The 13,943-nt window shown below is 59.3% G+C and carries 12 protein-coding genes; 9 read left to right on the forward strand and 3 right to left on the reverse strand.

Going from position 1 to position 13,943, the window contains the following annotated elements; translation table 11 throughout:
- Positions 1-14: 14 nt before the first annotated feature.
- The 3 genes from DDZ17_RS09345 to DDZ17_RS09355 form a co-directional block, all read right to left on the reverse strand.
- Positions 15-1,511 (reverse strand): indolepyruvate oxidoreductase subunit beta family protein, encoded by a 1,497-nt coding sequence (locus DDZ17_RS09345; protein ID WP_116366085.1) that lies wholly within the window; start codon positions 1,509-1,511, stop codon positions 15-17.
- The gene (locus tag DDZ17_RS09350; RefSeq protein ID WP_241505840.1) at positions 1,508-3,541 is read right to left on the reverse strand and encodes an indolepyruvate ferredoxin oxidoreductase subunit alpha; all 2,034 of its coding nucleotides are present in this window, start codon (positions 3,539-3,541) and stop codon (positions 1,508-1,510) included. The genes DDZ17_RS09345 and DDZ17_RS09350 overlap by 4 nt, the downstream gene beginning before the upstream one ends.
- Positions 3,542-3,703: 162 nt before the next feature.
- Entirely contained in the window at positions 3,704-4,477 is a 774-nt protein-coding gene (locus tag DDZ17_RS09355; protein ID WP_241505841.1) for a cyclase family protein, read from the reverse strand.
- Between the two features lie 137 nt (positions 4,478-4,614).
- Here DDZ17_RS09355 and DDZ17_RS09360 point away from each other — a divergent pair, with 137 nt between their 5' ends.
- From DDZ17_RS09360 to DDZ17_RS09400, 9 genes are all read left to right on the forward strand, one after another.
- The gene (locus tag DDZ17_RS09360) at positions 4,615-5,007 is read left to right on the forward strand and encodes a RidA family protein (protein ID WP_116366091.1); all 393 of its coding nucleotides are present in this window, start codon (positions 4,615-4,617) and stop codon (positions 5,005-5,007) included.
- Positions 5,008-5,012: 5 nt separating this feature from the next.
- On the forward strand, positions 5,013-7,127 hold the full coding sequence (locus DDZ17_RS09365) for a 3-hydroxyacyl-CoA dehydrogenase NAD-binding domain-containing protein (protein ID WP_116366093.1): 2,115 nt from the start codon (positions 5,013-5,015) through the stop codon (positions 7,125-7,127).
- A 132-nt stretch (positions 7,128-7,259) separates the two neighbouring features.
- Positions 7,260-8,870, forward strand: a complete 1,611-nt coding sequence (locus DDZ17_RS09370; RefSeq protein WP_116366095.1) for an AMP-binding protein — start codon at positions 7,260-7,262, stop codon at positions 8,868-8,870.
- A 5-nt stretch (positions 8,871-8,875) separates the two neighbouring features.
- A complete protein-coding gene (locus tag DDZ17_RS09375) occupies positions 8,876-10,060 on the forward strand; it encodes a thiolase family protein (protein ID WP_116366097.1) in 1,185 nt (394 codons plus the stop codon).
- Entirely contained in the window at positions 10,057-10,626 is a 570-nt protein-coding gene (locus tag DDZ17_RS09380; protein ID WP_116366099.1) for a Zn-ribbon domain-containing OB-fold protein, read from the forward strand. The genes DDZ17_RS09375 and DDZ17_RS09380 overlap by 4 nt, the downstream gene beginning before the upstream one ends.
- A 1-nt stretch (position 10,627) precedes the next feature.
- A complete protein-coding gene (locus DDZ17_RS09385; protein WP_116366101.1) occupies positions 10,628-11,377 on the forward strand; it encodes an SDR family oxidoreductase in 750 nt (249 codons plus the stop codon).
- Positions 11,378-11,399: 22 nt separating this feature from the next.
- On the forward strand, positions 11,400-12,722 hold the full coding sequence (locus tag DDZ17_RS09390) for an aromatic ring-hydroxylating dioxygenase subunit alpha (protein ID WP_116366103.1): 1,323 nt from the start codon (positions 11,400-11,402) through the stop codon (positions 12,720-12,722).
- Entirely contained in the window at positions 12,719-13,201 is a 483-nt protein-coding gene (locus DDZ17_RS09395; protein WP_116366104.1) for an aromatic-ring-hydroxylating dioxygenase subunit beta, read from the forward strand. Before DDZ17_RS09390 ends, DDZ17_RS09395 begins: the two co-directional genes overlap by 4 nt.
- Positions 13,202-13,227: 26 nt before the next feature.
- A partial coding sequence (locus DDZ17_RS09400) for an acyl-CoA dehydrogenase family protein (RefSeq protein ID WP_193940565.1) occupies positions 13,228-13,943 on the forward strand: 716 nt, incomplete at its 3' end.

Raw genomic sequence — 13,943 nt, forward strand, 5'->3', positions numbered from 1 at the left:
GAAGGAATGCAGCATCAGGCAGCCAACTGGCGCCGGAATGCCTCGCCTTCATCGTCCGCCAGTGCTGATTCACGCCACTGGCGCAGTGTCTCGGCACTACACTCGGCCTCCCCTTGCAGCCGGGTCAGCATGACACCGACCTGCCCGGTTGTGCGCAAACGCGTATCGCCATAGCCTTTCACCAGGCGGCCGAGTTCCGCCACTTCCCGCGCCAGTGCCGGATCTGTACTCGCCGCGCCGATCACTGCATCCAGCCAGCGCCGAATCATGGCATGCTCGTGCTGGTAACCCAGGCTTGCGCGCCGCCAGCGGCGACAGGCGGCCAGCAGGCGCAACATCACATAAACTGACACCGTATTGGTGCGCAGACGCTTGCCCCCGCTGAACATGCCAATCAAACGGTTGCAGATCGGCGAATCCTGCACCCGGCGACCGAGGCCGGCCGGCAGCATGGCGCAGACTTCTTCAACACGCGGGCGAAAGAATTCCGTGACGTTGAACAGTTGATCCGGTTCGGCGCGCACTTCCTCGCGCACTTTGTCCATGCGCGTGGCACGAGTCTTGAACTGGGCAACGCGGGGGATGTCTTCGAAACACATCCACAACACCAGGTAACGCGCGGTTTCACGCGTGAGGTCATGGTCGTTGTCGCCGCTATCGGCCTCGAACACCGGTTGCAGCATGTCCAGATACTGTGCGGCATAAGCGGCATCCTGGTAGTCCACCAGCTTAAGTACTGCTTGGTACAACACCTCGTGGCAGGATGACGGGAAGCGCTCAATGTGCGACAGCAGTTCACGACCGTGGCCACTGCGCGCGGGCGGCAACTGGAATCCGCTCTCTTGCGAGGGCGTCACATGCACCGGCTCGAACGTTTCCACACCGCCCTGCCTGGCGCGCTGGTAGCTGGCCTCAAACGCGGCCAGGTTTGCCTTTACCGCCTTGCCCGTTGCCTGGATCGTGGCTTCGAAACTGCCGCGTGAAAAAGGCAGCACCTCGGCACCAGCGATAGTGCCAAACAGAATGGCTGAAATCACAGTGTTATGTTCACTGGCCAGCGCTTGCATATCGTAATGAACATAGTTGCGCGCATAGCGCTGGGCAACATCTCGCAGACGATCTGCATCGATAATGCCGTCACTCAGGTGCTGTTTTTCAGTAATGCCATAAACCCGATGATCCGATGCGATCAGCGTCGTGCGATCCGGCGTCACAAAGCCTCGCTGCACCATGCGCCCCGCCTCGGCCACTTCCGAGGCCACTGCGATGTCGATATCGCCCTGGGCGGGGAACAGCGACATAACCGGCAGGCGGCCATCGGTGATCGCACTACGCGGGAACAACTCCAAGTAGTAAATCGTCGCGCCCGTGCGCTGTGCCACCCCGGCCAGCGATGTCGACTGGCACATCCAGCCTTCTCTGTCGGCCACATCGATCAACCAGTTGGACAGCACACCGCCGCCCTCACCGCCCAGGGCGGCAATCACCATATTGATGGTTTTCTGACTCATAACACCTGCGCCCTGTCTTTACGTTCACCCCGGGCCTGGAACCAGCCAATCACGCGCTGGCGCACCCCGGCGACGGTGCGATCCCAGCGGCTGGGGTTGTAGATCAGATCGACCCGCGAGAACGACGGGCATAAAATGGCAGCATGTGCGTTGGCGCCACAAACGCCACAGCCCACACAGCTATTGTCCACATAGGACACTGGATCCTTGCGCAGTGGGTCCGGGTTGGGTTTGATGGTCAGCGAGGGGCAACCGGAAATACGGATACAGGCGTGATCACCGGTGCAGGTTTCACTGTCGACCATGAAGCGGGCGCGCAGAGTGCGCTTGCCACTGCTGATTGACTGCTTCATCAGCGGCTTGATGCGCCGCTGGCGGTTCAGCATGCATTCGCCTTCGGCAATGATCACCTTCAGGCCCTTCTCCTCAGTGGTTAGCGCCTCCCTGAGGGTGTCTTTCATCGTGTCAACGCTGTAAGTCGATACGGTGCGTATCCACTTCACGCCAGCGCCCCGGCAGGCTTCGTCGATCGGTTGCTGATCGTCACGCCCGGCCCGGTCGGCATCGATCGTGGTGGCAATGATCTTGTTGGGCTCTACCAGCGACGGGATATCCTGGCCGCCAGTGGCAGCGGCATAACCATTGTCGACAATGATCAACAGGCCATCGTGCTTGTTGAACACTGCACTGGTAACACCGCTGGTCAATCCGTTGTGCCAGAACCCGCCGTCACCCATGATGCTGATCGACTTGTGCGGCAGCGTGTGACGAATACCCGATGAACTGGCCAGCGAAAGGCCGTAGCCCATGATGGTATTGCCCAGGTTGAAAGGCGCCAGCGTAGCGAAGGAATGGCAGCCAATATCCGAACTGATATGGAAGGGACCAAGCTCCTTCTGCACCTGTTTCAATGCGGAGAACAGCGGCCGCTCCGGGCACCCGGTGCACAGCCCCGAGGGGCGCGGCGGCACGTTGTCCATCAGGGTCAGCCGGTCATCTTCGGTAAGCGGGGTGCGCAATGCCTCCACCGCAGCCAGGTCCAGAGGCAACTCAACTCCCGGGAGGCGCGCGGCCTGCAGGAAGCGGGTCAGCCCGTGTAACATGACCTGTCCCGTGTATTCCCCCGCCATCGGCATAATGTCTTTGCCATAAACGCGGGTATCCACACCGTTACGTCGCAAAATAGTGTGAATGCCCTGCTCCACATACTCGGGCTGCCCTTCTTCTAGCACCAGTACCTGCTGCTTGTCGCGACAAAAGGTGACCAACTCCTCCGGCACCAACGGGTAGGCGACATTCATGACGTAGATCGGGATATCCGAGTCGCCAAAGGCATTGGCCAGGCCTTGGCGCTGGAGTGCGCGTATCACAGTGTTGTAGACACCGCCCTGGACCACAATGCCTAACTGCTCAAACTTACCCGGAAAAAACTCGTTCAACTGGTGCTCACGAATAAACTTGAGTGCGGCCGGCAGGCGCTCGGCGATCTTTTCCCGCTCCTGCTCATAAACATTCGGCGGCAGAATGATCTTTTCCGCTTCGCGGTTGGGAAACACCGGGTTTCGGTCGCTGAACGCCGGAGGCTGGTTATCCTTTGCGAAAAACTCGCCCGTGACGTGACAGCCACGGATACGCATCATGAAAAACAACGGTGTATTGCTTGCCTCGGACAGGGCAAAGCCCTTTTCCACCATGTCCACGATGCTCGGTAGATTGGGTCGCGGATCAATAAGCCACATCTGCGCCTTCATGGCAAAGGCGTAGGTGCGCTCCTGCATAATGCTGGAGCCCTCACCGTAGTCCTCCCCCACGATAACCATGGCACCACCGGTAACGCCGGACGACGCCAGGTTGGACAACGCATCTGAAGCGACGTTGGTACCCACCGTTGACTTCCAGGTGACGGCGCCGCGCAACGGATAGTTGATGGAGGCGCTCAGCATGGCAGCCGCCGTTGCCTCGCTGCCGTTAGCTTCAAAATGTACACCCAACTCGCCAAGGATTTCCTGGGCATCATTGAGCACATCCATCAGGTGGGAAATCGGCGACCCCTGGTAGCCACCAACATACGACACGCCGGACTGCAACAGCGCCTTGGTAATGGCGAGAATACCCTCGCCCTTGAATACCTCGCCCTGTCCCGCTCGTAACTTCTGTACTTCGTGGGCAAACGACCGCTCAGCCATTGTTATTTAGCTCCCAGGCACCAGGGCGAGGACGCGCGCGGGGCTGCCTGAACCATTTTCAATCTTCAGTGGCGCAGCAATCAGAATCGCGCCCGTCGCGGGTAACTGATCCAGGTTACACAGGCTTGCCAGGCCGCATTTGTTAGCGCCGTGCATCAGGTTGTGGCAAGGGAACATCGGGTCCTGTGCGGGCGCCTGCCCGGCGTCGGTGCCAACCGTTTCCACGCCGACGCCGATAATGTCACGCTCCTCAGCAAGAAAGACGACAGTGGCAGGATCCCAGCCCGGAGTATGGCCCCCATCATCCTTCATATTCAGGTATTCGTCGTTGTTGGTCTTCTTGGACCAGTCGGTGCGATACAACACCCAGGAGCCGGCGGGAATTTCACCGTGGCGCGCCTCCCATTCCTTGATGAAATCCACGCTCATCAGAAAGTCCGGGTTCTCGGCAGCTTCGGCCACCGCGTCAATCACAACGCAGGGCGCGACAAACCGCTCGGGCGGCAGGGTGTCAGTGGCGTGGTTCTCATGGTCTTTACCACTGACCCAGTGGATGGGCGCATCAAAGTGGGTGCCGGTGTGCTCACCACACTTAAGGTTGTTCCAGTACCAGGCGGGGCCTTTTTCGTCGTAGCGCGATATGGTTTCCATGCTGAATGGCCAAGACTCACCCCAGCCAAATTCAGTGGGCAACTGCAGAATGGGTGTATCCGGCGACAGCGTGGCCGTCAGGTCGACAATACGGATTTTCCTGCTGGCCAGGCCCAGTGCAAGTTCCACCAGAATAGAATCTGTCATGCTTTTCTCCCCGCTAGGATCTGCAGTTTTATAACGATATGACCATGCTTCCGGTAGATTATATTTTAGGTCTAAAATATAATCCAGTGCCAATCCCGTACTCGCATCAGGAGCTTACTATGCACACAACCCTGCTTCCCGAAGGCTGGCCCCGCCCCAAAGGCTACGCCAATGGCGTGCTGACCCGCGGCACTGAACACATCTTTATTGGCGGCCAAATCGGCTGGAATTCCGACTGCGTCTTCGAGTGCCACGACTTCGCTGGCCAGGTACGGCAGGCGCTGACCAACATCCGCGACGTGCTGACCAGCGCAGGCGCCGGCCCCCAGCACATGGCCCGCATGACCTGGTACATCACCGATAAAGAAGCCTATATCAAAAATTTACGCGAAGTTGGTGCCGCCTACCGCGATGTCATGGGCAAGCATTTTCCCGCTATGAGTGTTGTACAGGTCACCGCACTGGTGGAAGATGAGGCCCTTGTCGAAATTGAAGTCACCGCAGTGAAGTGAGTCCCATGTCGGAAACCGTCAGCTACAGCATAGAAGATGATATTGGCATCGTCCGTATCGACAACCCACCGGTCAACGCCCTGTCCCAAAGTGTTCGCAGTGGCCTGATGAAAGCGCTGGAGGCTTCGTCGTCCGATGACTCCAAGGCATTAATCATTCTTTGCGAAGGGCGAACCTTTATTGCCGGCGCTGACATTACCGAATTTGGCAAGCCGCCCCTTGAGCCAGTGCTGGGCGAGGTGTTGCAACGGCTGGATGAGCATAACAAGCTCACTGTTGCCGCCTTGCACGGCACCGCACTGGGCGGCGGCCTTGAGACCGCGCTGTGCTGTCACTATCGGTGTGCCGACACCAGTGCCCGGGTCGGCCTGCCTGAAGTCAAACTCGGCCTGCTACCCGGTGCTGGCGGCACCCAGCGCACACCGCGATTGGCCGGCCTTGAAACCGCATTGGAACTGATTACCAGTGGCCAGCCGATGGCAGCCGCAAAGGCACTGGATGCAGGACTGGTGGATCATCTGCTCGCCGCCGGGCAAGACCTGCTGCAGGGGGCCAAGGACTACACACGCTCCCTGCTAGACGGTAATGCGCCGCTGCGGCGGGCCAGCGCACTACCGATCGCCTTTAGCGAGCAGGACAAGGCAACCCTGGACGCCGCCAGAAAGCGCCTGCAGCAAAAAACCCGTGGTGAACGCGCCCCTCAGCGCATTATCGACTGCCTCGAAGCTGCGGCCACCCGCCCCTTTGAAGAGGGCTTGAAGCTGGAGCGTTCGCTGTTTCTGGAATGCATGTCCGACCCCCAGTCCAGCGCATTACGCCACCTGTTCTTCGCCGAGCGCGAAGCTGCCAAGGTCAACGGTCTGGCCAAAGATACCCGCCCCCTCCCAGTCGAGCAGGTCGGCATCATCGGCGCAGGCACCATGGGTGGCGGCATTGCCATGTGCTTCGCCAATGCCGGCATCGCCGTCACCCTGATCGACAACAGCCCGGAAGGCCTGGAGCGGGGTTTAGGACTGATCGCCAGGAACTACAGCACCAGTGTCAGTCGAGGCAGACTGTCCGAAGAAAAATCAGCAGCTGCACAAGCCCTCATCCAGGGGAGCACCGACTATACCTCTCTGGCCAATGTCGACCTGGTCATTGAAGCGGTGTTTGAGAATCTGGAGCTCAAGCAGACCGTATTCCGCCAGCTAGACAACATATGCAAGCCCGGGGCCATCCTCGCCACCAATACCTCCTACCAGGATGTGAACGCCATTGCCGCTGTGACCAACCGGCCGCAACAGGTGCTGGGCCTGCACTTTTTCAGCCCGGCCAATGTGATGAAACTGTTGGAAATTGTGCGCGCCGATCACAGTAGTGACGAAATTATCGCCACCGCAATGGCCGTGGCAAAGCGCATCGGCAAGGTCCCGGTGCTGGCCGGCGTTTGCTATGGTTTTATCGGCAATAGGATGCTGCGCCACTATCAGCGCGAGGCACAGCTTTGCCTGATCGAAGGCGCCACTCCGGCGCAGATCGACAGTGCCATGGAAGGTTGGGGCATGGCTATGGGGCCCCTGGCTGTGGGGGATCTCGCCGGGCTCGATATCGGCTACAAGGCCCGCCAGGCACTGAGCGATGACGAGAAAGGCGATCCGAAAAGCTACCGTGTTCCCGACCTGCTGGTTGAGCAGGGCAGACTGGGGCAGAAGGCCGGCAAGGGCTACTACCAGTATGATCCCGAAACCCGCAAGCGCAGCGACGACCCAGCCGTACTTGAGGTTGTCGAGTCCGCCGCCCGTGAACTCGGTGTGGAACGTCGCGCTATCAGCGCGGAGGAAATCGTTTCACGCCTGACCTGCGCCCTCATCAACGAAGGCGCCCGCATTCTGGAGGAGGGCATCGCCCAGCGCCCCGGCGACATCGACGCGGTGTACGCCTACGGTTACGGTTTCCCCCGCCATCGCGGCGGTCCGATGCATCTGGCGGATACGCTGGGTGTAAAACAGGTCTACAAAACTGTATGCCACTACCGCGACACCCTGTCGGCAGACAATTGGCAGCCCAGTGCACTGCTGGAAGCGCTGGCAAACAGTGATGACAGCTTTTCCGGGTGGCAGGCGCAGCGCCAAGCGTAAACACAGCCAGTACCAGCCCGCAGGCCAAGGTGGCTTGACGGGCTTCCTGCACCTATTATATTTTATATTTAAAATATCAACTTCAGCATTGCTCCAGCCCCTACGACTGGAGCCCAGAACCAGAGGCCTGCCGTGACCACAGTTTTCCAGGCGTTTACCACCACAGCCAGCCAGGCGGGCGAACGTCCATTCCTGCACATACCCGCTGAATCTGCGGCGGCCTACGCCGCTGGCCCTGTCGACCTGGCTTATCGCGAGGCCCTCACCCAGATCGAGCACTGCGCAGCCAAGTACGCCGAACACGGTTTTGGCCACCCGCACCGGGCAGCGCTGGTGCTGGACAACCGTCCGGCCTTCTTCATCCACTGGCTGGCCCTGAACAGCCTGGGCTGCAGCGTCATCCCGGTAAGCCGCGAGATGCAGGCGGAAGAGATCGCCTACTTTCTGGAACACGGCGAGGCGAGCGTGATGATAGCGCTGCCCGAGGCGGTAGCGGAAATGGCGCCGGCAATTGCCCTGCTCAAACAGCCTGTGCCAGTTATCGACTGTGAGCAGCTCGACAGCCTGCCGCAAGTCACCGGACGAAGCGGTGAAATACCGGGCAACGCAACGGAATGCGCGCTACTGTTTACCTCGGGCAGTACGGGAAAACCCAAGGCCTGTATTCTCAGCAACGAGTACTTTCTCTTCGCCGGTGACTGGTACACAAGTATCGGTGGACTCGCCACCCTGGAGCACGGCGCTGAACGCCTGCTGACGCCCCTGCCTCTGACCCACATGAACGCCATGGCGGTTTCTACCATGGCGATGATAAAAAGCGCTGGCTGTATCATCCAACTGGATCGCTTTCACCCACGCAGTTGGTGGCAGGTGGTGCGAGAGAGTGGCGCAAGCATCGTGCACTACCTTGGCGTACTGCCAGCGATTTTGCTAGAACTGCCCGAATCGCCACTGGACAACATTGGGCAGCAGGTAAAGTTTGGCTTTGGTGCCGGGGTCAATCCCAAGCATCACGCAAAGTTCGAAGCGCGTTTTGGTTTTCCCCTGCTCGAAGCCTGGGCCATGACCGAGTCCGGCGTAGGCGGCAGCATTATCGCCAGCCACGAGCCACGCCATGTGGGCACCTGCTGTTTTGGCAAAGCCCCGGGTTATCTGGAATACCAACTGGTAGACGAGAACCGGCAACCCGTTGCAAAGGGCGAAGCAGGCGAACTGCGGGTGCGCGCCAAAGGCGATCGGCCGGCGCGGGGCTTTTTTTCCGGTTACCTGAAGAATGCCTCCGCCACTGCTGAAGCGTGGCAGGACGGCTGGTTAAATACCGGCGATGTAGTTCGCGAAGGCAACGATGGCAGCCTGTACTTTGTTGATCGGCGAAAAAATGTGATTCGGCGCTCTGGCGAAAATATATCCGCGCTGGAGGTTGAAGCCGCCCTGCTTACCCATCCGGCGCTGAGCGAAGCCATTGTCACCGCTGTGCCGGACGAACTGCGTGGCGACGAGGTCGCTGCCTGCCTTATCACCAGCCTGCAGACCGATGCTACAGAACAACAAGCACAGGATATCGTCGAGCACTGCCTGGACCAGCTGGCCTACTACAAGGCGCCGGGCTACGTGCTGTTCTGTAGCGAACTACCGCGCACTGCGTCCAACAAGCCGCGGCGCGGTGATATCAAAGCGATGGCCCGGGAACGCGTCGCTACGGGCAACTGTATTGACACCCGCCACCTGAAAAAGCGGCGATAACCATCATGAAAGACTACTCAGGTGTTGTCATTGCCGCCCCTATCAGCTTCGGTTATGCCAAGCAGAGCCCCCGGGGCGCCAACTGGTTTATCGGCAACACCCTGCGGGAAATGCTCCGCAGTGCTGGCCTGACCAAGGACGATGTCGACGGACTCGCCATATCCAGTTTTTCGCTGGGAGCCGACTCCGCGATCACCCTGACCCAGCACTTCCAGATGAGCCCGCGCTGGATAGCGCAACTGCCCTACGGCGGCGCCGCCGGGCTTATCGCCCTGCGCCGCGCCGCTCGCGCCATTCAGGCCGGCGACGCGGAAGTCATTGCCTGCGTCGGCGGTGACGGCGCCGCGCACCGTTCCTTTGAAGGCATTGCCGCCAACTTCAGTAACTTCACGATCGATGCCAGCTTTCCCTACGGGGCAGGCGGCCCCAATACCGCCTTCTCGCTGATAACCCAGCACTACATGGAGAGATTCGGCGCGACGCGAGAAGACTTTGCCCGCATTGCGCTGGACCAGCGCTACAATGCCAACCACTATCCTGCCGCGCTGCTGAATCACAAGCCCCTGAGCCTCGAGCAATACCTGAGTGCCCGCCGTATCGCCGGTCCCCTGCACATGTTTGACTGTGTGATGCCCTGCGCTGGCGGTGAGGGCTTCCTCATGCTCAGCGAAGAACGTGCCCGCCACCTCAGCATTCCCTGCTGTCGCATTCTCTCCGCCGGAGAGCTGCACAATGCCCACCGCGAAGACGATGTGCAGTTGCGTGGCGGCTGGACGGAGTATGCCGACGCCCTATACGACGCTGCCGGTATCGGTCCCAAAGACATCGATATTCTGCAGACCTATGACGATTACCCGGTGATCAGCATGCTGCAGATGGAGGATCTCGGTTTCTGTGCGAAAGGCGAAGGCCCGGCCTTCGTTCGAGATACTGATATGCGCTTTGACAGCAGCGGACCACAGGAACGAAAGCTGCCGCACAACACATCCGGCGGGCAGCTTTCCGTAGGCCAGGCTGGCTCGGCGGCGGGCTACCTCGGCATTGTAGAGAGCATTCGCCAGCTGACTGGACAGGCCGGCCCGAATCAGGTCAGTGGTGCGCACCGTGCGATGGTCAGCGGATTCGGCATGATCAACTACGACCGCGGCCTATGCAGCGCTGCGGCCATCCTGGGGAGCGCCGAAACATGAGCAAGTGGCAAACCATGCGCAAGCGCCTGAAACTCAATCGGCCATCCCGCCGGCGCTACGCCAGGCCACCGCGCCAGCGGACCCCCGTCGGCATGGACTTCACCGCGGCCAATCTTGCAGTTCCCCTTGCCTTGCAATGCTGTACCGACTGTGGGGCCGTGCAGTACCCGCCGCGAGAAGTCTGTGCCAATTGCCTCTGTGGATCATTGAAATGGCGGCCGGCGTCAGGGAACGGGCGCGTACTGGCCAGCGTGACACTGCACCACAGCTTGTGGGAGTTTTTCAAACGGAGAATCGGTGCAGCACCGTGGCCGGTAGCCACCATCCGCCTGGACTGCGAGGTCACCGTTTTTGCTCACGTTGCTGCGCAGACCTTCGACAACACAGCTAGACGCGACATTGCCGCGGGCACTGCTGTCACGGTATTCAGCCATAGCGACTGCTCTCGCAACGCCGTCCTGATTGCCGTCGCCGCCAACACGCCCATTGGCACCAGGGCACAACGCAGCGCCATTGCGGAGCAATTGGGCCTTACCCAGCCAGCCGAATTTACCGGGGGAATCTGACATGAACAAAGTACGAGGGAATAAAACGCACGATACTATTGTCGTCACCGGCGGAAGCACCGGCATAGGAGCCGCCATCTGTACAGACTTGCTGAACGACGGCTACAGCGTCGTCAATCTGGCCCGCCGTCCGCTGGAACTCGACCACCCGTCCCTGCACAACATCGCCCTGGATCTCAGCGACCGCGAACGCACCCGGGTGATTGCCGCCGAGCTTGCTGAACAACATGTTGTGACAGGTCTGGTGCACAATGCCGGCCTAATACGCGCCAACTTGCTAGCCGAGGTCCAACTTGAAGACCTGGACTATCTGAACCAGGTACATATCGGCGCGGCTATCAGCTTGAGCCAGGCATTTATTCCCGGTATGCGCGAGCGACATTTCGGCCGAATCATACTAATCACTTCCCGCGCGGCACTCGGCATGCAGACCCGCACCAGTTACAGCGCCACAAAATCGGGAATGATGGGCATGGCTCGCACCTGGGCACTGGAACTGGGCGAGTACGGCATTACCGTGAACACTGTTGCCCCTGGTCCTATCGCAGCCACCGAAATGTTCCACAATGTGGTGGAAGACGGCAGTGAGCAGATGCGGCGCATGGCACAGAGTATTCCCATGCGTCGCGTTGGCCTGCCGGGTGATGTGTCCAGGGCGGTTTCGTTTCTCAATCACCCCGACAACGATTTTATTACCGGCCAGACACTGATGGTCTGCGGGGGAGCCAGCCTGGGTTCGCTCTCTCTGTAAATACCCCATCCGGAGACACCGCATGTATAACAGAATAAGCACTACCGAAATCGATTCACTCGTTGAACCTGCGCGACTCCACAAGCGCCTCTATATAGATCGCGACATCTTCGAACTGGAGATGGAGCGTATCTGGGGGCAGGCCTGGATTTTTATCGGACACGAATCGCAGGTACCAAACACTGGCGACTACTTTACCACCAACATCACACACAAAGTCCCGGTCATCATGGTTCGGGACAAGGAAGATCAGGTGCACGTGCTGCACAATCGATGCGCCCATAAAGGCGCTAAGCTGGTAGAAAACCGGGAGGGTAACGTGCGCGGCGCCTTTCGTTGCCCCTATCACGGCTGGAGCTACAAGCACGACGGCACCCTGATCAAGATTCCCAATGAAGCGGGCTACGAAGGAACCGGGTTTGACCTCAACGACGCCTGTAACAACATGCAACCGCTTGCACAGGTCGAAAGCTATCGCGGCTTTGTTTTCGCCACTCTATCGTCGCAAGCACCAGACTTGAAAACTTGGCTTGGCGGCGCTATCGATTGCATTGACAACCTCTGTGACCGCTCACCGGACGGCGAAGTTGAGGTAGCCGGCGGCGTGCTTCGCTACGAGCACGAATGCAACTGGAAGTTCTTCCTGGAAAACCTCAACGACACCATGCACCCGATGGTAGTACACCAGTCTGTCGTACAGGCCGCCAAAGACTATATCGATTCACTGCCGGAAAGCGCCACGCGCGAGCGCTCAGAAGCGGAGATCATTCTTCCCTTTGGCTCTTCTTACGAGAATTTCGAAGACTCAGGCATTACCGGCTTTCGCTACGGGCATCACTACGACGGTGGAAAAACCAGTATTCACGCCAATTACACCGTCATGCCCGAATACCACTCGCGTATGGTCGCCAGCTATGGCGAGGAAAAAGCACGGGAAATCTATTCTTTTAACACCCACAACACGCTCTTCTACCCATCACTGACCATCAAAACCGCGGTCCAGAATATTCGCGTAGTTCGCCCTGTCGCTGTAGACCGTTTCATTGTTGAAACCTGGTCTTTCCGCCTAAAAGGCGCCCCCGACGAAATGCTGCAGCGCACCCTCCTCTATTCCCGACTCGTCAACTCTTCCGCCGGCATGGTGGGCCCTGACGACCTGGAGGTATACCGCAGAGCCCAGGAAGGGCTGGAGTCTTCCGGCAGCGACTGGGTTGAATACCACCGTCAGCTTGGCCGCGATCAGCAACTGGAAGATCGCGTAGTAGGCGGCGGTACCAGCGACCTCGACATGCGGACCCAGTACAAGGCCTGGAAAGAATTCATGAATGGGGAAATCTACCGATGAATAATAGCCTGGACATCAAAGCCGTAGAGACTTTCCTTTATGAAGAGGCCGCGCTGCTCGACCGACCGGACCTCGACAACTGGATGAAGCTGTTTACCGAAGATGGCACCTACTGGATGCCCGCCAGGGAAGACCAACTCGATGCACTGAATCATGTATCCCACATGTACGACGATCGGGTCATGATGGAAATTCGCCGCCGTAACTTTGTTCATCCTCGCGCTTCATCCAAAGATTCGCCCGTTCGCTCATCGCATCTGCTCGGCAACATCCGCCACCAGGGCAAAACGAAACAAGGCGATTTGCGTATCACCTGCAACTTTCATGTGGTGATGTGGTACCGCGAAGAGCAACGCGTGTACGCCGGAACCTGCGAGCACCATCTTGTCAGCACTGCCGATGGCTTTCGCATACGTCACAAGCGCGTGGACCTCATCAATCCCGAAGCGCCGCAGAAATCACTGATCATCTACCTGTAATCTTCCCGTTGTCACTGGAGCAAGACATGCAACAAAGCAAATCCTGGCAGAAACTGAATTGGCAGGACCCCTTCCTGCTGGAGCAGCAACTCACCGACGAACAGCGCATGGTGCAGCTCAGCGCCGCCCAGTACGCCCAGAGCCAGCTTGCCCCGCGGGTGCGCGAGGCCTTTCGCGCGGAGCACACCGACCTCGCCATCTTCCGCGAAATGGGCGAGATGGGCCTGCTGGGGGCCACGATCAGCGGCTACGGCTGCCCCGGCGTGGACTACATCAGCTACGGCCTGATCGCCCGCGAAGTGGAGCGGGTGGACTCCGGCTACCGCTCCATGATGAGCGTGCAGTCGTCCCTGGTGATGTACCCCATCTACGCCTACGGCACCGAGGACCAGCGCGAGAAGTACCTGCCGAAACTGGCCAGCGGCGAGTGGATCGGCTGCTTTGGCCTGACCGAACCGGACCACGGCTCCGACCCGGGTTCCATGATCACCCGCGCCCGCAGCGTGGACGGCGGCTATCAACTCTCTGGCGCCAAAATGTGGATCACCAACAGCCCGGTGGCGGATGTGTTCGTTGTGTGGGCCAAAACCGACGATGGCAAGATTCGCGGTTTTGTGTTGGAGAAGGGCATGGCTGGCCTGTCGGCGCCGAAGATCGAGGGCAAGCTGGCCCTGCGCGCCTCCATCACCGGCGAGATCGTGATGGATGAAGTGTTTGTGCCGGAAGAGAACCTGCTGCCCAA

Origin of the sequence: Parahaliea mediterranea (genome assembly GCF_003402235.1) — a bacterium.
Classification (GTDB): Bacteria; Pseudomonadota; Gammaproteobacteria; order Pseudomonadales; family Halieaceae; genus Parahaliea; species Parahaliea mediterranea.

What these genes read in the sequence shown, in the direction of transcription:
- DDZ17_RS09345 (WP_116366085.1), bottom strand. Translation starts at nt 1,511, where the DNA reads ATGAGTCAGAAAACCATCAATATGGTGATTGCCGCCCTGGGCGGTGAG.
- DDZ17_RS09350 (WP_241505840.1), bottom strand. Translation starts at nt 3,541, where the DNA reads ATGGATGTGCTCAATGATGCCCAGGAAATCCTTGGCGAGTTGGGTGTA.
- DDZ17_RS09360 (WP_116366091.1), top strand. Translation starts at nt 4,615, where the DNA reads ATGCACACAACCCTGCTTCCCGAAGGCTGGCCCCGCCCCAAAGGCTAC.
- DDZ17_RS09365 (WP_116366093.1), top strand. Translation starts at nt 5,013, where the DNA reads ATGTCGGAAACCGTCAGCTACAGCATAGAAGATGATATTGGCATCGTC.
- DDZ17_RS09375 (WP_116366097.1), top strand. Translation starts at nt 8,876, where the DNA reads ATGAAAGACTACTCAGGTGTTGTCATTGCCGCCCCTATCAGCTTCGGT.
- DDZ17_RS09380 (WP_116366099.1), top strand. Translation starts at nt 10,057, where the DNA reads ATGAGCAAGTGGCAAACCATGCGCAAGCGCCTGAAACTCAATCGGCCA.
- DDZ17_RS09385 (WP_116366101.1), top strand. Translation starts at nt 10,628, where the DNA reads ATGAACAAAGTACGAGGGAATAAAACGCACGATACTATTGTCGTCACC.
- DDZ17_RS09390 (WP_116366103.1), top strand. Translation starts at nt 11,400, where the DNA reads ATGTATAACAGAATAAGCACTACCGAAATCGATTCACTCGTTGAACCT.
- DDZ17_RS09395 (WP_116366104.1), top strand. Translation starts at nt 12,719, where the DNA reads ATGAATAATAGCCTGGACATCAAAGCCGTAGAGACTTTCCTTTATGAA.